The following is a 17,189-nucleotide window of genomic DNA, read 5'->3' as shown; positions in this document are numbered from 1 at the left end:
CCGCTGGTCTAGTGAACTGCGGTCATCGCAGTCGAGCCCGTAAGGGGAATCCCCGTGTCAGCACGCGCTTCCACGCGTCCACCCACCCGTCCATCCGTTCGCCTGGCCGGCATCGCCGCGGCCGCGGGGCTCGTCGCCGCCTCAGGACTGCCCGGCCTCTCGGGCCCGGCGGCCGCGCAGGCCGCGGCGGACGGTAAGACGAACGTCATCCTGCTGATCGCCGACGGGATGGGGTACAACCACGTCGACGTCGCCAGCCTGTGGGAACACGGCGTCGCCGCCTACCAGGACGCGGACGACAACATCCATCTGACCGGGCACGGCTCGGACAGCGAGGCCAGCCAGGTGTACCAGGACTTCGAGGTCCAGCTGGGGCAGGACACCGGCTACATCTGGAGCGCCCCGCACTCCGAGGTGGACCCCTGGGCCAGCCCGCGGCACATCACCCGCGAGAACCCCGACCACGAGACGCTGGTGACGGACTCGGCCGCGGCGGCCACCGCGATGTCAACCGGGGTGCGCACCCGCGGCGGCTACCTCGGGATCGATCGCAACGGCGAGCCCCTGGAGGACATGGTCGACGTGGCGACCGAGGCCGGTATGGCCACCGGCGTGGTCAGCTCGGCACGTTTCTGGACCGACACCTCCGCCGGATTCGCCGTGCACACCGACGACGGGGACACCGAGGGGATCATCTCCCAGCTGCTGGAGCACGAGGACCTGAACGTGGTCATGGGATCCGGCCACCCCGAGTATCACAACGACGGCACGCCCAATGCGGCACCGAGCTACAGCTACGTCTCCGAGGAGGTCCTGGCAGCGCTGCGCGGCGAAGCCGAGGCCGAGGGGGTCGCGGACTGGACCCTGGTCGAGGATCGCAGCGAGTTCCAGGCGCTTGCCAGCGGGGAGACCCCTGAGAAGGTCTTCGGCCTGGCGCCGTCCTCGGGAACGCTGTTCTTCGACCGCCCGGGGGAGCGGGACGAGCCGTTCGCGGCGCCGATGGCGGACAACGTCCCGCGGCTGTCCGAGATGACGGCGGCCGCCCTGAACGTGCTGGACAACGCCTCCGAGGAAGGATTCTTCCTGATGTCGGAGGCCGCCACCGTGGACCACGCCGGCCACCGCGGCGAGCTGGGCCGCACCATCGAGGAGATGGTCGAGTTCAACCGCATGATCGAGAGCGTGGTGGACTGGGTCGAGGCGGAGTCCAGCTGGGACGAGACCACGGTCATCGTCACCTCGGACCATGAGACCGGGAACCTGTGGGGTACCGGCACCTTCGACTCGGGCGAGTTCGAGCCGATCACCGGCGTGCGCGGTGAGCTTCCCGAAGCGGAGTTCACGGACTTCACCGATGCGGCCCGCAACCCGGAGATCCCGCACTATCACACGCATCAGCTGGTGCCGCTCTACGCCCACGGCGCGGCGGCGCAGGCCCTCGCGGACGCCGCGCGCGGGGAGGACGAAGTGCGTGGGGCCTATGTGAACAACACCGACATCGCGGAGGTCGTTCACGCGCACATCCGCGCCGCAGCACAGGAGCCGGGCGAACCCGAGCCGACCGTCCCGGTTCCCGGGGAGGGCCGCACCAACGTCATCCTGCTGGTCGCCGACGGGATGGGGTACAACCACGTGGACGTCGCCAGCCTGTGGGAGCACGGTGTCGCGGCGTATCAGGACGCCGACGGCAATGTCCATCTGACCGGGCACGGCTCGGACAGCGAGGCCAGCCAGACGTATCAGGAGTTCGAAGTCCAGGTATCGGTGGAGACCGGCGAGATCCGCAGCCGGGACTACGCCGAGATCGACGCCTGGGATTCGCCGGCGAACGTCACCCGCGATCATCCTGAAGGCCGGATGACGGTGACCGACTCATCGGCCGCCGCGACCGCGATGTCGACCGGCGTGAAGACCCGCAGCCGCCATCTGGGCATCGACGCTGACGAGCAGCCGCTTGTCGGCATGGTGGATGTCGCCACGGAAGCGGGCCTGGCCACCGGGCTGGTCTCCTCGGCGCAGTTCTGGACCGACACCAACGCCGGCTTCGCGGTGCAGACGACCGACCGTGACACGCAGGGCGTCGTCGATCAGCTCCTGTACCACGAGGACCTGGACGTCCTGATGGGCACGGGCCATCCCGAGTACAGCAACGACGGCACGCCCAAGGACGGCGGGTTCTGGAGCCGGTACATCGACGAGGCCGACTGGGACGCCCTGCGCGCCGGGGACCCGGCTTCGGCTGGCCTGCCGGACTGGACCCTGGTGGACGAGCGTGCCGGGTTCCAGGCGCTCGCAGCCGGGGAGTTCGAGGCGCTCGCGGCCGGGACGCCCGAGCGGGTCCTGGGAGTGGCGCAGACCGACGGGACCCTGTTCCACGATCGCCCCGGGGATCGGGAGGAGCCGTTCGCGGCGCCGATGGCGGACAACGTCCCGCGGCTGTCCGAGATGACCGCCGCCGCGATCAGCGTGCTGAACAACGCCTCGGAGGACGGCTTCTTCCTGATGTCGGAGGCTGCGACGGTCGACCACGCCGGTCACGCCGGGGAACTCGGCCGCACCATCGAGGAGATGGTCGCCTTCCACGATACGATCGAGACGGTCGTGGACTGGGTCGAGGCGGAGTCCAGCTGGGATGAGACCACGGTCATCGTCACCTCTGATCACGAGACCGGGAACCTGTGGGGCGCCGGCGCGCTGGAGTCCGGCGACTTCGAGCCGATCACGGGGGAGCAGGGCACGCTGCCGGACGCCGAGTTCATCGACTACACCGACGGCGAGCCCGGCGACAGCACCCCGCATTACCACACCCTGCAGCTGGTGCCGCTCTACGCGCAGGGCCCGGCGGCCGCTGCGCTGGAGGCCGCCGCCACGGGAACCGACCCGGTGCGCGGGGCGTACCTGGACAACACGGACATCGGCCGGGTGCTGCAGGAGCACATCCGCGCGGCAGCCGAACAGCCCGATCCCGAGCCGAGCGAACCGGCGCCCACCCCCACGGAACCGGGCGAGCCGACCGAGCCGGGACCGACGGAGCCCGGGCCGAGCGAGCCGGCGCCCACCGAGCCGGGGCCGACCGAACCCGGCGAGGAGCCGACTGGCGGGGCGACCCCGGAACCCACCGAGACGCAGGGTCCCGGAAGTCCCGGTGACGATGCTGGTGACGGCGGGCCAGGCGCTCCGGGCGAGGACGAGCAGGCTGGCCCCGGCGGTGACGGGAAGCCGCTGCCGCGTACCGGCACCGAGCTGGCCGGCCTGGCCGCGATCGCGGCGGCGCTGCTGGCAGCGGGGGTCGCGGCGCTCATGACGGCGCGCCGCAGGAGCAGCGCTACCGGCTGATCGCCACACGCCTGCCGTCTTCGTGAAGAGCAGCGACCCGGCCGCGCATCGCGCGCGTGCCGGGTCGCTGTGCTCAGTCGCCCATCATCCGGGCCGACATGCGATCCATCATCCGGTCGCTCAGCAGCCATCGTGCGACGACCGCGGGCCGGGCAAGATGGCCGACCACATACCTGGTCCGCGGGCGCGGAGCCTGTATGGCGTTCATGATCACGCTGGCCACGAGGTCGGGTTCCGAGCCGCGGGTCATCGTGCCGCCGTCCTGACGCATCGCAGCCGACATTCTCCGTACCCTGTCTCCGTAAGGTCCCTGTCCGGAGGCGGCCTGGGCGGAGTCGAGTGCGATATCGCCCCATTCGGTCTTGATGGCGCCCGGTTCCACGATCACGACGCGGACGCCGAATTCCGCGACCTCCTGACGCAGGGAGTCACTGAGTCCTTCTACCGCGAACTTCGTGGCGTGGTACCAGCCGCCGAAGGGTCCGGCGAACTTCCCGCCGATCGAGGTGACGTTCACGATCGTCCCCGTCTGCCGTTCGCGCATGCGCGAAGAAGGCGCGCGCCATCCGGCAGGCGCAGCGGAACGGAGTCCTGACAGCCGCGTTCCCGGCGGACGTGCTCCTGGGCCTGGTGCTGCACACCGCACGGGTGCGGACCACCGCGACGCCCGAATTCCACGAACTCAAGGGGCGGTTGTCCCGGCGGGAGCGGCGCGATCACGTGGTGGAGGCGGTCCGGCGGATCGTCTCACCTGAGGACTGACTTCCGGTAGCACCCAGAAAGCTCGGAAGGTTCAGAAGGCTCAGAAGGCGCGGAGCAGAAGGCCGGAGAAGTAGGACCAGAACGCCAGCACGACGGCGATCGCCACGCCGAACAGCCACAGGCCGGCGATGCTCAGCGGCATTCCCGCCACCGCCCGGGCGACCACGTTGCCCTGGACGCCGGCGCCGAAGCCGCCGGCGAGCGCGTTGTGCGCCGTGACGAGCACGAACAGCGGGATGGTGACCGCCCAGACCACCATGCACCAGGGGCAGCCGATGCCGATCACGAACAGCGAGGTGTACTGCAGGAAGGTCACGAAGGCGACGCCGCCGAGCAACCCGATGTTCAAGCCGAGCATCACCCAGCGCGGCACCTGCGTCCCGGCGACCAGCAGGACGCCCAGCAGCAGCGGGAAGACGAAGGCCACCAGGCCGATGAACTGGTTCGGGAACCCGAAGAGCTCCGACTGCGGGTACCCCATCACCGAGCTGCAGGAGAACAGCGGGTTGAAATCGCAGCTGAGCACCGCACCCGGATCCCGGAGCAGCCGGATCTTGTCGACCGAGAGTTCGAAGGACGCCAGCAGGCCGATGGCGCTGGCCACGATCAGGAACACGCCCAGGGGCCGAGGCCGGAGGATCTTCGGCAAGTCGTCCTGATGCCGGTCGGAAGCGCCGCCTGCGGCGTCGTCCGCGGTGCTGTTCTCGGTGATGGTCACGGACGCCATCCTAGCCGCCGCCCTCCCGCGCGACCATGCCGAAGGCGCGCGGGCGAAGCGCTTCGCAGCGGTTACCCAGGTGCGCTGTGCCATACTGGTCTCGGCTGGTCTGCTCTCCACACCCGCAGGCCAACCCGGAGGTGCAGCCGGCCCGTCGAGGCACTGGCGCCTTCCGGCATCCGCGGCATAAGACGCTTAACGCGCCGACGACGTGAGCGCGAGCGAGGCGGATGCGGTAACGGTTTTCAGCCGGGGGACGACGCCCGGCACTGATGGCCTCCTAAGGGGCCCGTATGCGTACGACGCGGTGTGGGCGGGCTCCGGCGGAGGGACTGGAGACTTTAATTGACCGATAGCACGAGCAATCCGGACAAGCAGGAACCGGCGAACGAACTCGATCTGAGTCTGGACCTGGAACAGCTTCGCAAGGAGCGGATGGAACGGCAGCGTCAGGAGGCCGCGCAGAAGGCCCTCGACGATGAGATCCGCGCGAAACTCGACGACATCGCCTCGGCGGCGGAATCGCTGCGCACCGGGGACGAGCGCGTCCCGGCCGCGCAGGCCCAGGCCAACCGCGGTACCGAATTCGAAGGCTTCCTGCGAGAGTCGCTCGACGGTGAGGACAGCCCGGAGGACGATGAGGGCGCGGCCGGCAGCGCTCACGCCCCGAAAGATCGCCAGGCCCGCGAAGAACGCCAGGCCCGCGAAGAACGCCAGGCCAGCACCGGGGGCAGCCGGCAGGGCGGCTCTCAGGGCAGCGGAGCCGCTGCCGGGGACAGCCCGGCCGCTGCGGCTCCCGTGCTGAGCCCCTTCTCGCCGTTCTCCGCTCCCGAGCATCACGCCCCGCAGACGCCAGCGGCTCCGGTCGCACCCGGGCAGCCCTTCCAGGTGCCGGGCCTCTTCAGCGCCGCCGGCAGCGAGGCCACGGAGGAGAACGAGGACGTCGAGGACGGTATCCCGGCACGGCCGCCGGTACCGCCGGTGCAGCCCGCCGTGGGTCTGCTGTTCCAGGCTCCCGATCCCGAGCAGGCGATCGTCCCCGAGGACGACGACTACGACGATTACGACGACGAGGGCGATGAGCAGGACGCCCCCGAGGAGGATCAGGAAGGCACCGGCGACGCCGGTGACGATCAGGACGACGACAACGACGATCTCGGTGACCAGAGCCGCCGCCGTCGCCGTCGGGGCGGTCGCGGCCGTCGCCGGCGCAGCCGCGACGAGCGCGATGGCGAGCCGCATGCGGCCGAGGAGCGTCAGGACGCTGAGCCGGAGGCCGAGCCCGCCGGCGACCGCCAGGAGGAGAGCCGGCGCAAAGCGTCTGCCGGCAAGCCCGATCCGGCGGGCCGCACCGAGACGGCCGAGGCCGCCACGGCCGACGCCGAGTCCTCCCAGGGGGAGAACGACGACGAACAGGGCGGGTCCCGTCGTCGCCGGCGCCGCCGCCGTGAGGCCACCGGCACTGACGAGGTACAGCTGGTCAAAGGCTCCACCCGTCTGGAGGCCAAGCGCCAGCGGCGCCGTGAGGGCCGCGAGGCCGGCCGGCGCAAGCAGACCATCACCGAAGCGGAGTTCCTGGCCCGGCGCGAGTCCGTGGACCGGCAGATGATCGTCCGCCAGGAGGGCAGCCGCACGCAGATCGCGGTGCTCGAGGACGACGTGTGCGTGGAGCACTACATGTCCGAGAGCAGCCAGCAGGCCTCGCTCATCGGCAATGTCTACCTCGGCAAGGTCCAGAACGTGCTCCCGAGCATGGAAGCGGCGTTCGTGGACATCGGCAAGGGCCGTAACGCGGTGCTCTACGCCGGCGAGGTCAACTGGGACGTGCTGGGAACCAAGGGCGAACCGCGGCGGATCGAGCTCGCGCTCTCCTCCGGCGATCCCGTGCTGGTGCAGGTGACGAAGGATCCGGTGGGGCACAAGGGAGCGCGCCTCACCAGCCAGATCTCCCTGCCGGGCCGCTTCCTGGTGTTCGTGCCCGGCAGTTCCATGACCGGCATCTCCCGGAAGCTCCCGGACAATGAGCGGGCCCGGCTGAAGAAGATCCTCAAGGCCGTCGTGCCCTCCGGCTCCGGCGTGATCGTGCGCACTGCCGCCGAGGGCGCCTCCGAGGAAGATCTGCGCCAGGACGTGGAGCGGCTGACGAAGCGCTGGGAGAGCATCCAGAAGAAGGCCGACTCCCCGAAGGTGCTCGCCCCTCAGCTGCTGTACGGCGAGCCCGATATGACGCTGCGCATCATCCGCGATGTGTTCAACGAGGACTTCTCCGCGCTCGTCGTCCAGGGCGACAAGGCGTGGAAGGAGATCTCCGAGTACGTGGAGTCGGTCGCCCCCGATCTGGTCGAGCGCATGAGCCGCTACGACGAGGACGAGGATGTCTTCGAGCGCTACCGCGTGAACGAGATGATCGCCCGGGCGATGAACCGCAAGGTGAATCTGCCCTCCGGCGGCTCCCTGGTGATCGACCGCACCGAGGCCATGACCGTCATCGACGTCAACACCGGCAAGTTCACCGGCTCCGGGGGCAACCTGGAGGAGACCGTCACCAGGAACAATCTGGAGGCGGCCGAGGAAGTCATCCGGCAGCTGCGGCTCCGGGACATCGGCGGCATCATCGTGATCGATTTCATCGACATGGTGCTCGAATCCAACCGTGACCTGGTCGTCCGGCGCCTGGTGGAATGCCTAGGCCGCGACCGGACCCGGCATCAGGTCGCGGAGGTCACCTCGCTTGGCCTGGTCCAGATGACCCGCAAGCGGATCGGCACCGGCCTGGCAGAGTCCTTCGCCGCAGCCGGCGAGGACCTCAGTGGCCGCGGCCTGCTGCTGCCGGGAACGGAGAACGAGGGCGGCGGCAAGCAGTTCAAGAGCCGCAAGGAGCGCCGCAAGGACCGGAACAACGACCGGAACGGCAAGGACAAGAGCCAGAAGGCGGAAGAGCAGCCGCAGGACGAGAAGAAGCCCACAGTCGAGGCCTCCCGCCAGGCGGTCGCCGCCATTGCCAAGGCCACCATCAAGTCCGATGAGAAGGACGAGGACAAGGCCGCCGGCGACGCCCGGGACGCCACCTCGCAGCAGGCTCCCGCGGCGCCGGTCGCGCCGGTGGAGGAACCCGCCGCCGATGCACCGCTCATGATCGGCATGGACGCCACCACCCGGATCCAGGAGGCGCCGGCGCGGAAGCCGGCGCGCCGAGCCACCAGGGCCGCCAAGAAGGACCGGCCGCAGGAGCGTCCAGCGGAGGAGAAGACCGCGGAGGAGACCACTCCGGCCCCGCCGGTGCTGCTGCTCGGCATGGGCGATCAGGACACCTGATGGGCGCGCCGGCCGACCCGCACGCCCGTATGCCCCACGGCGCCGACCAGGACCCTCTGGAGACGCTCGCGCAGCTGCGACGCAGCATCGACAACATTGATGCCGCGCTCGTGCACATCCTGGCCGAGCGGTTCGCGCTGACCACCGCGGTCGGCCGGCTGAAGGCGGAACACGCCCTCCCGCCGGCCGATCCGCAGCGGGAGGCGAAGCAGATCGAGCGACTGCGCGCTCTGGCCGAGTCCGCCCGGCTGGATCCCACCTTCGCCGAGAAGTTCCTCAACTTCATCATCGCCGAGGTGATTCATCACCACGAGCGGATCGCGGAAGAGCGCCAGAACGGCGACGCTTAGCTGACCCCGGGCCGTGACCGGGCCGAATTGACTCGGCCCGGTCACGGTCATTAATCTAGAGAGTCGGTGCCTGCGCCCTGAACACGGGTCGCAGGCGCCCGCGGCACCACCGGCCTTCCAATGGACGCCAGGCGTCAAGGGCGGCGGTCCGCGCCCCGAGAAGAAATGAGCTAAGTCGCCCTGCACCCGGCAGTGCGCATGACGAGAGTGAGTTCGCGCGTGGTCTATGCCATCGTTCGCGCCGGAGGCCGTCAGGAAAAGGTCTCGGTCGGCGACATCATCACTGTGAATCGAGTCAAGGCCGAGGCCGGTGACAGCGTCGATCTCGCTGCCGTCCTCCTGGTCGACGGTGACAGCGTCACCACTGACGCCGAGAAGCTTTCCAAGGTCAAGGTGTCGGCCGAGGTCCTGGGCGACCTCCGCGGACCCAAGATCGTGATCCAGAAGTACAAGAACAAGACCGGTTACAAGAAGCGCCAGGGGCACCGCCAGGAGCTCACCCGGCTGAAGATCACTGAGATCAACTAAGCGATCAGTAACCAGGATTAACGAAGGCAGGTAGCTCTCATGGCACATAAGAAGGGCGCAAGCTCCACCCGGAACGGCCGCGACTCCAATGCCAAGCGCCTCGGCGTGAAGCGCTTCGGCGGTCAGGTCGTCAGCGCCGGCGAGATCATCGTCCGCCAGCGCGGTACGCACTTCCACCCGGGCGACAACGTCGGCCGCGGCGGGGACGACACCCTCTTCGCCCTCTCCGCCGGGACGGTGGAGTTCGGGGCCAAGCGCGGCCGGAAGGTCGTCAACATCGTCGCCGGCTGATCACCCAGCCGCACGGTGGCACGAGAGAAGGGGCGAGCCGGCTTCAGGCCGGCGGCGCCCCTTTTCTCGTACCGCCGCGTGAATCCGCGGGCCGGTTCGTGCATACATGGACCGGGTACACCGCGACCTTCGTGACCATAGAATGGTCTTCGCCCCCAGCAATCCGTGAGGAGCCATCCGTGGCCACCCAGTTCGTCGATCGCGTCACCCTGCACATCGCCGCAGGCGCTGGCGGCAATGGCTGTGCTTCCGTGCGGCGGGAGAAGTTCAAGCCGCTCGGCGGGCCCGACGGCGCCAACGGCGGGCACGGCGGCAGCATCATCCTGGAGGTCTCGGCGCAGACCACGACGCTGCTGGAATACCACCACGGGCCGCATCGGCGGGCGCAGAACGGCGGCATCGGCAAGGGCGACCTGCGTCACGGCGCCGATGGTGAGGACCTCATCCTCCCGGTGCCCGACGGCACCGTCGTGAAAACGCCGGACGGGGAGGTCCTGGCCGATCTGATCGGCGAGGGCACCCGTTTCGTCGCCGCCCGCGGCGGCCGGGGCGGCCTCGGCAACGCTGCGCTGGCCACGCCCAAGCGCAAAGCCCCGGGCTTCGCGCTGCTCGGCGAGCCGGGCGAGGCACGGGACCTGGTCCTGGAGATCAAGACCGTCGCCGATGTGGCGCTCATCGGCTTCCCCTCCGCCGGGAAGTCCAGCCTCATCGCCGCGCTCTCCGCGGCGCGTCCCAAGATCGCCGACTATCCCTTCACCACGCTCGTGCCGAACCTCGGGGTGGTCCAGGCCGGAGACGTGCGCTACACGGTCGCCGACGTGCCCGGGCTCATTCCCGGCGCCAGCGAGGGCAAGGGCCTGGGCCTGGAATTCCTGCGCCACGTCGAGCGCTGCGCTGCGCTGGTGCACGTGATCGACTGCGCCACCTACGAACCGGGCCGCGACCCGGTCGGGGACTTGGAGACGATCGAAGCGGAACTGGCGGCCTACGCGGTGGAGATCGGCCGTGACGGCACCGCGGGGACCTCCGATCTCCTTCCGCTGGACCAGCGGCCCACGCTCGTCGCCCTGAACAAGGTGGACGTGCCCGACGGCAAGGACCTGGCGGAGATCGTCCGCCCGGACCTCGAGGCCAAGGGCTACCGCGTCTTCGAGGTCTCCGCCGCCTCCCGGGAAGGTCTGCGCCCGCTGTCCTTCGCGATGGCCGAGCTCGTCCAGGCCGAACGCGACCGCCGCGCGCAGGCCGAGGCCAACAAGCCTCGCGTCGTCCTGCGCCCGGTCGCCGTGGACGACACCGGCTTCCGCGTGGTCAAGGAGCTGACCGGCGAGGGCGAGGTCTTCCGGATCCTGGGGGAGAAGCCGGAGCGCTGGGTCCGGCAGACGGATTTCAGCAACGACGAGGCGGTCGGCTATCTGGCCGACCGGCTGGAGCGCCTGGGAGTCGAGGAGGCACTGTTCAACGCCGGTGCCGTGCCCGGTTCCGCGGTGGTCATCGGTCCCGGCGACGGCGTCGTGTTCGACTGGGATCCGACCATGGTCGGCGGCGCCGAGCTGCTCGGCGGCCGCGGCTCCGACCTCCGCCTGGAGGAGGGCCACCGGCCCACCCGCAAGGAGCGCAAGGAAGCGTTCCACGAGCGGATGGACGCCAAGGCCGCCACCCGCGAGGAATTCGAGCAAGAGCGGCTGGCGGAGCGCCGCGCGAGGGAGGCCGCAGGCGGCCGCGGTGCCGGGCGGGCAGGCCAGGAGGACCGGTCATGAGCGGTTTCGTGCCCGGTGCTCGCCGGCTCGTGGTGAAGGTCGGGTCCTCCTCGATCACCTCCCCGGCCGGTGGCATCGACCCGGCGCCGCTCACGGCCCTCGTCGACGCCCTCGCCGCCCACCGCGCCGCCGGACGCGAGGTCATCCTCGTCTCCTCCGGTGCGATCGCAGCCGGTCTGGGCCCGATGGGCATCCCTGCCAGACCGCGCGATCTGCCCACCCAGCAGGCGGCCGCCAGCGTCGGGCAGAGCCTGCTGATGGCCGCCTACGCGCAGATCCTCGCCCGCCACGGCATCACCCCGGCGCAGGTGCTGCTCAGCGCCGACGACCTGGCCCGGCGGACGCACTACCGCAATGCGCAGCAGGCCATCGAGCGGTTGCTCGCGCTGGGGATGTTCCCGATCGTCAACGAGAACGACACTGTCGCCACGCAGGAGATCCGCTTCGGGGACAACGACCGGCTCGCCGCTCTCGTAGCGCACCTCTCCCATGCCGACGCCCTGGTGCTGCTCTCCGATGTGGACGCCCTGTACACGGCTCCCCCCGGGGAGCCCGGCGCCGAGCGGATCGACCTGGTCGGGGCTCCCTCCGACCTCGACGAGGTCCGGGTCGGCGGCGTCGGCTCGGGCGTCGGCACCGGAGGCATGGCGACCAAGGTGCACGCGGCCTCCATCGCCGCCGACTCCGGCATCCCCGCCGTGGTGACCTCGCTGTCGAACATCGGCCGCGTGCTCTCCGGTGAGGACGTGGGCACCGTGTTCACGGTGACTCACCGGCGGCGGTCCACCCGGCTGCTGTGGCTGGCGCATCTGGCCGAACCGGAGGGCGCGCTGCGCGTCGACGCCGGCGCCGCCGAAGCGCTCATCCGGCGCGGGAAGTCCCTGCTGGCCGTCGGCGTGACCCGCCTGGAGGGCGAGTTCGACGCCGGCGACCCGGTGGACATCCAGGCCCCCGACGGCCGGCCCATCGCCCGCGGCCTGGTGCGCTACTCCTCCGCGGAGCTCCCGGCGATGCTCGGCCGCTCCACGGGCGAGATCGGCGACCGTCTCGGCGGCTCGTACGCCCGTGAAGTGGTGCACCGCAACGACCTGATCGTCATCGACCAGCATATGAAGGCTCAGCCGGTCTAGAGCCAAGCCCCGAACCGCTATCCTGGAGAGCTATGACACCCGCAGTGCTCACGCCCGATACCGGAGACATCGACCCCAAGATCGTCCGGGGCGTCAACCGCATCGCCCGTCAGGCCGCGGAGGCCGCCCGGCCTCTCGCCGCCGCGGACACGGCCAGCAAGGACGCGGCGCTGGCGGGCATCGCCGATGCCCTCCTCGCGCAGCAGGACAGCATCCTGTCGGCCAACGCCAAGGACGTCGAACGGGAGGAAGCCGGCGGCATGCAGGCCTCCCTGCTGGACCGGCTGCGACTGACCCCGGAGCGGATCGAAGGCATCGCGGCGGGGGTACGCGAGATCATCGCGCTGCCGGACCCGGTCGGGGAGATCGTCTCCGGGAACATGCTTCCCAACGGCATCCGGCTGACCCGCAAGCGGGTGCCGATGGGCGTGATCGGCGCGATCTACGAGGCCCGCCCGAATGTCACGGTGGACATCGCGGCGCTGGCGCTCAAGAGCGGCAACGCGGTGATCCTGCGCGGCGGTTCCGCCGCCCGCGAGACGAACACCGTGACCCTGGAGATCATGCAGCGCACCCTGGAGGCCCAGGGCTTCCCCGCGGACGTGGTGCAGGGCATCGACCAGTACGGCCGGGACGGCGCCGACGTCCTGATGCAGGCCCGCGACTACGTCGACCTGCTCATCCCGCGTGGCGGCGCCGATCTGATCGCGCATGTCGTGCAGAACTCCCTGGTCCCGGTGATCGAGACCGGCGTCGGGAACGTCCACATGTTCCTGGACGCCTCCGCCAAGGTCTCCCAGTCCGTGGATCTCGTGCTCAACTCCAAGACCCAGCGGCCCAGCGTCTGCAATGCGCTGGAGACCCTGCTGGTGCACGAGAAGGCAGCGCGGCGGGTGCTGCCGAAGGTGCTCGAGGCCCTCGCCGCCGCGGACGTCGTCATCCACGGCGACCAGACCGTCAGCGAACTCGCCCCGGCCGGCGTCAAGGTGCGGCGGGTCACCCGCCGCGACTGGGCCAAGGAATACCTGGGGCTGGAAATCGCGGTCGCCGTCGTCGGGGACCTGGAGGAGGCCATCGAGCACATCGGCGCCTACTCCAGCGGCCACACCGAGGTGATCGTCACCAACGACCTCACCAGCGCCGAGACCTTCATCCAGGCGGTCGACGCCGCGGCGGTCGGCGTGAACGTGTCCACCCGGTTCACGGACGGAGGCCAGTTCGGCCTCGGCGCCGAGGTGGGGATCTCCACGCAGAAGCTGCATTCCCGCGGCCCGATGGGCTTGCGCGATCTGACCACGACCAAATGGATCATGATCGGGGAGGGGCAGATCCGCTCCTGAGGCGGGCCGGCGCCGTGCGGCATCGCACGGTGCCGGCGTCGTGCCACATCACGCCTGCCGGATCTGCGATACTTGAGAGGATCGCCCCCTGCATGCCGAGGGGGCACGCCCGTGCCACGCGCGAGTGCCGACGGCGCCCGCGCATGAGGAAAGGAAACGCATGAAGTCGTCCATCCTGCTGGCCGCCGTCGCCGCGGAGGAGCACCACATCGTCAACGAGCTGCCGATCGACCCGGTGTGGATCGGTGTCATCGCCTTCGTCTCCCTGATGGCGATGCTCTTCTTCACCCTGGCGTTCAACGGCATCGCGCACCGCCACTGAAGCACGTCTTCACCAGCGTGGAGCCGGACACCCCCAGACGCCGCATCGGAGTGATGGGCGGCACTTTCGACCCGATCCACAACGGGCACCTGGTCGCGGCCAGTGAAGTGGCGGCGCGCTTCGATCTCGACAGCGTGGTGTTCGTCCCCACCGGCCAGCCCTGGCAGAAATCCCACCGGATGGTCACGAGCGCGGAGAACCGTTATCTGATGACGGTCATCGCGACCGCGTCGAATCCGAGGTTCTTCGTCAGCAGGGTGGATGTGGACCGGCCGGGCGCGACGTACACGATCGACACGCTCCGCGATCTGCGCGCCGAGTACGGCGACGGGGTCGAGCTGTTCTTCATCACCGGCGCAGACGCCCTCTCGCAGATCCTCACGTGGAAGAATGTCGACGAGATGTTCTCCCTGGCGCACTTCGTGGGGGTGACCCGTCCCGGGCACGAGCTCAGCTCGACCGGGCTTCCCACCGGGAAGGTCAGCCTGCTGGAGGTGCCGGCGCTGGCGATCTCGTCGACGGACTGCCGCCGGCGGGTGCAGGAGGGACTGCCGGTCTGGTACCTCGTCCCCGACGGGGTCGTGCAGCACATCGCCAAGCACGAGTTGTATAGGAGTGAGGATGGCTGAGGAAGGAAGGTTCGCCACCCGGCGGCAACGCCGGGAAGCCGAGCTGCGCCTTCAGGAACAGAACTGGGAACAGCGATCCCGCGCCCGCTCCGCGCCCGAGACCGCGCCGCCCGTGCCTTCCTCCTCCCCTGAGACGCCTCCGCCGCCTGCCGCGGCTCCCACGCGCCCGGCCGCGCCGGCTGCCCAGCAGGCCCCGTCGCGGCCTTCCCGGCCGGCGACGGAGCCGGACGCCCCGGTGACGGACTCCGTCAGCGAGGCTCGCCCCGTGCCGCAGAAGCCCGCATCGCCGCCGGCTGCCGTCACACCGGCTACGGAGAGGTCCGTGAGCCCTGGTCTGGAAACGCCGGTGAGCACAGCTCCGGCAGCCCGGGACGCGCAGCAGCACGTGCCTGCGCCGCGGGAAGAACCGGAACTGCCCGGTGCACCCGCACCGCGGGAGGCGCCCGTATCCGGGGAAACGCCGACGGAGACTGCACCCGTGCGGACCGTCCCGGCTGCAGGCGATGTCCCCGGGGCGCAGGCCGCGCCCGAGGTCGCCCCTGCGGCCGGCTCCGGCGACCCGGCCGAGGCGATGCCGGTCTTCGCGACCAGGGCCGAGCGCCGCGCCTGGCTGCGCGCCCGCCAAGCCGAACAAGCGCAGCAGGCCGATGCCGATCAGGACCAGGAACACGCGCGGTCTTCCCAGCCACCGCATGCACCCGATGCTGCACTCGCCCCGGCTCCGCCAGCGGTCCCGCCCACGCCCACGAACTCGCCCGGGCATCCTCCAGCGCCCGTGCCGGGGGATGGCGGCCTCGGTCCCGGCAGCGCTCCGGAACGCCGGCCGGGGGAGCCCGGGAAGGCCGCGGCGGAGCACTCGCCCGCGCAGCATGACCGGCCCGGTTCCGTGACGGCGCCGGCGGGTGCCCTGGATGTCGCATCACCTGCCGAGCCTGGCGGGGATCCCGCAGCCGCAGCTGGATCTGAGTCTGCGGCGGAGGATGTCTCCCCGCTGGAACGGGCGGCCCAGCGGGATGTGCTGCGCCGCCGGCGGGAGAGCGGCACGCAGGAGGCCTCTGCCGCGACCCTGAGCCGGCGCGCCCGGCGAGAGGCGGAACGGCGCCGCAAGGACGGTGAGAGCTCCCTTGAGGGCCTCATCGGCGCTTCCGCCGTGCAGGACGCGCTGGCCCGGCATCAGTCGCCGGCGCCGGAGTCCTTCAGCTTGAAGGGAACCGCGCTGGACACGGGGTCCAGGCCGGAATCTCCTGAACCCGGCGCGCCGAAGCCAGATGCGCCGCCGAGCCGCCGCTCCCGCCGCAAGGCGCCCGTCGTGACGCCGCCGTCCACGGCCGGCATCGGCGTGGTCTCCGGTGCCATCGACATCGGCGAGATGCAGGCGTCCACCGGCTCCCTGCGCGTGCACGACGATTCCGAGCACGATGCCAGCGAACTGCGCAACCCGCCGGCCCCGCCGGTGGCCGCGCGCCGTGCGGAGCCGCTGGACGAGACCCTGGCCGTGGGCCGCACCGGCTCGCGCGTCCCGGTGTACGCGCTGGGCGCCTTCGTGCTGATCGCCATCGGCTTCGGCATCGCCGCACTGTTCATGCTCTGACGACCGCTCCATCGCCCTCGCAGATATCCCCACAGATAAGGAAACAGCCCGCGTGACCGAGATCGACACCTCCATCGTCCTGGCCCGCACGGCGGCGAAAGCCGCGGCGGAGAAGCTGGGCGAGAACATCGTCGCCCTCGACGTCAGCAGGCAGCTGGCGCTGACGGACATCTTCCTGCTGGTGTCCGCATCCAATGAACGGCAGGTCGGGGCGATCGTGGACGCCGTGGAGGAAGCGCTGCTGAAGGAACACGGCGTCAAGCGGATCCGCCGTGAGGGACAGGGCGCCTCCCGATGGGTGCTGCTGGATTTCAACGCCATCGTGGTCCACGTGTTCCACGCCGAGGACCGTGAGTTCTACGGTATCGAGCGGTTGTGGAACGACAGCCCGACGGTGGACGTCTCCCAGGCGGTCGCCGAGGGCTCAGGCGAGTCGGGCGACACCGGGCCGGAGCGCCCCGGTGGCGCGGGTGACTGAGGAACCCATCGTGCCCTCCTTAGGACCGCTGCGGCTCGTCCTGTGGCGTCACGGGCAGACCGATTACAACGTCTCCGGCCGGTTCCAGGGGCAGTCCGACAGCGTTCTGACGGCCACCGGCCAGGCGCAGGCCGCTGCCGCGGCGGCGGCGATCCGCGCCCAGCTGAGACTGGAGCATGCCCGCATCGCCTCCTCCGATCTGGTTCGCGCCAGGGACACCGCCGCTGCCCTCGCCGGCCTGCTGGGCGTGGACGTGGAGGCCGATGCCGACCTCCGGGAGCTCTCCTACGGCGATTGGGAGGGGCTCACCCGGGCCGACGTGGCACGCCGCTGGCCCGAGGACTTCGCCGCCTGGGAGGCGGGAGACGACGACGCCAGCCACGGCGGGGAGAGCCGGGAGGCCTCCGGCAGGCGCGTGGCCGCCGCGATCCGGCGGCACGCCCGGCAGGCCCGCGATGAGGGCACCGGAGCGCTCGTCGTGGTCGCCCACGCCGGGGTGCTGCGCGCGGCGGCGGCAGAGCTGCTGGAGTTGCCGGATCCCGCGCGACTCGGCGTGCTGGGGAACGCCGCATGGGGTGCGTTGGAGGAACGGCGCAGCGATGGCGCCTGGATGCTGCGGTCCTGGAACTGCCGGGCCTGACC

General features: G+C 70.5%; 16 protein-coding genes. 14 read left to right on the top strand and 2 right to left on the bottom strand.

The features are described from left to right. Window positions 1-54: 54 nt before the first annotated feature. Window positions 55-3,336 carry an alkaline phosphatase gene (locus IEW13_RS12240; protein ID WP_188551206.1) on the top strand — a complete coding sequence of 1,094 codons (3,282 nt, stop codon included), beginning with the start codon at window positions 55-57 and terminating at the stop codon, window positions 3,334-3,336. A gap of 73 nt (window positions 3,337-3,409) precedes the next feature. On the opposite strand, the gene IEW13_RS12235 is transcribed toward IEW13_RS12240, so the two are convergent. Next, entirely contained in the window at window positions 3,410-3,880 is a 471-nt protein-coding gene (locus tag IEW13_RS12235) for an SDR family NAD(P)-dependent oxidoreductase (protein ID WP_188551205.1), read from the bottom strand. Between the two features lie 20 nt (window positions 3,881-3,900). On the opposite strand from IEW13_RS12235, the gene IEW13_RS12230 reads away from it, so the two are divergent. Beyond that, window positions 3,901-4,098: a hypothetical protein gene (locus tag IEW13_RS12230; protein ID WP_188551289.1), complete on the top strand. Its 198-nt coding sequence runs from the start codon at window positions 3,901-3,903 to the stop codon at window positions 4,096-4,098. Window positions 4,099-4,138: 40 nt separating this feature from the next. Here IEW13_RS12230 and IEW13_RS12225 read toward each other — a convergent pair whose 3' ends face one another. Next, window positions 4,139-4,816, bottom strand: a complete 678-nt coding sequence (locus tag IEW13_RS12225) for a vitamin K epoxide reductase family protein (RefSeq protein ID WP_229745134.1) — start codon at window positions 4,814-4,816, stop codon at window positions 4,139-4,141. Window positions 4,817-5,161: 345 nt separating this feature from the next. On the opposite strand from IEW13_RS12225, the gene IEW13_RS12220 reads away from it, so the two are divergent. From IEW13_RS12220 to IEW13_RS12165, 12 genes are all read left to right on the top strand, one after another. Further along, window positions 5,162-8,131 (top strand): Rne/Rng family ribonuclease, encoded by a 2,970-nt coding sequence (locus tag IEW13_RS12220; protein WP_373283574.1) that lies wholly within the window; start codon window positions 5,162-5,164, stop codon window positions 8,129-8,131. Between the two features lie 29 nt (window positions 8,132-8,160). Further along, on the top strand, window positions 8,161-8,481 hold the full coding sequence (locus IEW13_RS12215; RefSeq protein ID WP_188551287.1) for a chorismate mutase: 321 nt from the start codon (window positions 8,161-8,163) through the stop codon (window positions 8,479-8,481). Between the two features lie 219 nt (window positions 8,482-8,700). Next, window positions 8,701-9,009: a 50S ribosomal protein L21 gene (rplU, locus tag IEW13_RS12210; RefSeq protein WP_188551286.1), complete on the top strand. Its 309-nt coding sequence runs from the start codon at window positions 8,701-8,703 to the stop codon at window positions 9,007-9,009. A gap of 39 nt (window positions 9,010-9,048) precedes the next feature. Beyond that, window positions 9,049-9,300 carry a 50S ribosomal protein L27 gene (gene rpmA, locus IEW13_RS12205; protein WP_188551203.1) on the top strand — a complete coding sequence of 84 codons (252 nt, stop codon included), beginning with the start codon at window positions 9,049-9,051 and terminating at the stop codon, window positions 9,298-9,300. Window positions 9,301-9,479: 179 nt separating this feature from the next. Then, window positions 9,480-11,057 (top strand): GTPase ObgE, encoded by a 1,578-nt coding sequence (gene obgE / locus IEW13_RS12200; RefSeq protein ID WP_188551202.1) that lies wholly within the window; start codon window positions 9,480-9,482, stop codon window positions 11,055-11,057. Then, a complete protein-coding gene (gene proB, locus IEW13_RS12195; RefSeq protein WP_188551201.1) occupies window positions 11,054-12,187 on the top strand; it encodes a glutamate 5-kinase in 1,134 nt (377 codons plus the stop codon). The genes obgE and proB overlap by 4 nt, the downstream gene beginning before the upstream one ends. Before the next feature lie 32 nt (window positions 12,188-12,219). Continuing rightward, the gene (locus tag IEW13_RS12190) at window positions 12,220-13,527 is read left to right on the top strand and encodes a glutamate-5-semialdehyde dehydrogenase (RefSeq protein ID WP_188551200.1); all 1,308 of its coding nucleotides are present in this window, start codon (window positions 12,220-12,222) and stop codon (window positions 13,525-13,527) included. A gap of 160 nt (window positions 13,528-13,687) precedes the next feature. After that, a complete protein-coding gene (locus IEW13_RS12185) occupies window positions 13,688-13,849 on the top strand; it encodes a hypothetical protein (protein WP_188551199.1) in 162 nt (53 codons plus the stop codon). 17 nt (window positions 13,850-13,866) lie between these two features. After that, window positions 13,867-14,478: a nicotinate-nucleotide adenylyltransferase gene (nadD, locus tag IEW13_RS12180; protein WP_268235205.1), complete on the top strand. Its 612-nt coding sequence runs from the start codon at window positions 13,867-13,869 to the stop codon at window positions 14,476-14,478. A gap of 478 nt (window positions 14,479-14,956) precedes the next feature. Further along, complete coding sequence (locus IEW13_RS12175; RefSeq protein ID WP_188551197.1) at window positions 14,957-16,069, top strand: hypothetical protein; 1,113 nt, start codon at window positions 14,957-14,959, stop codon at window positions 16,067-16,069. Between the two features lie 52 nt (window positions 16,070-16,121). Next, on the top strand, window positions 16,122-16,547 hold the full coding sequence (gene rsfS / locus IEW13_RS12170; RefSeq protein ID WP_188551196.1) for a ribosome silencing factor: 426 nt from the start codon (window positions 16,122-16,124) through the stop codon (window positions 16,545-16,547). Next, window positions 16,540-17,187, top strand: a complete 648-nt coding sequence (locus IEW13_RS12165) for a histidine phosphatase family protein (RefSeq protein ID WP_188551195.1) — start codon at window positions 16,540-16,542, stop codon at window positions 17,185-17,187. Before rsfS ends, IEW13_RS12165 begins: the two co-directional genes overlap by 8 nt. Window positions 17,188-17,189: the final 2 nt, after the last annotated feature.

Origin of the sequence: Sediminivirga luteola (genome assembly GCF_014639315.1) — a bacterium.
Lineage (GTDB): Bacteria > Actinomycetota > Actinomycetes > Actinomycetales > Brevibacteriaceae > Sediminivirga > Sediminivirga luteola.
This window is presented reverse-complemented; position numbering and strand designations above follow the sequence as displayed.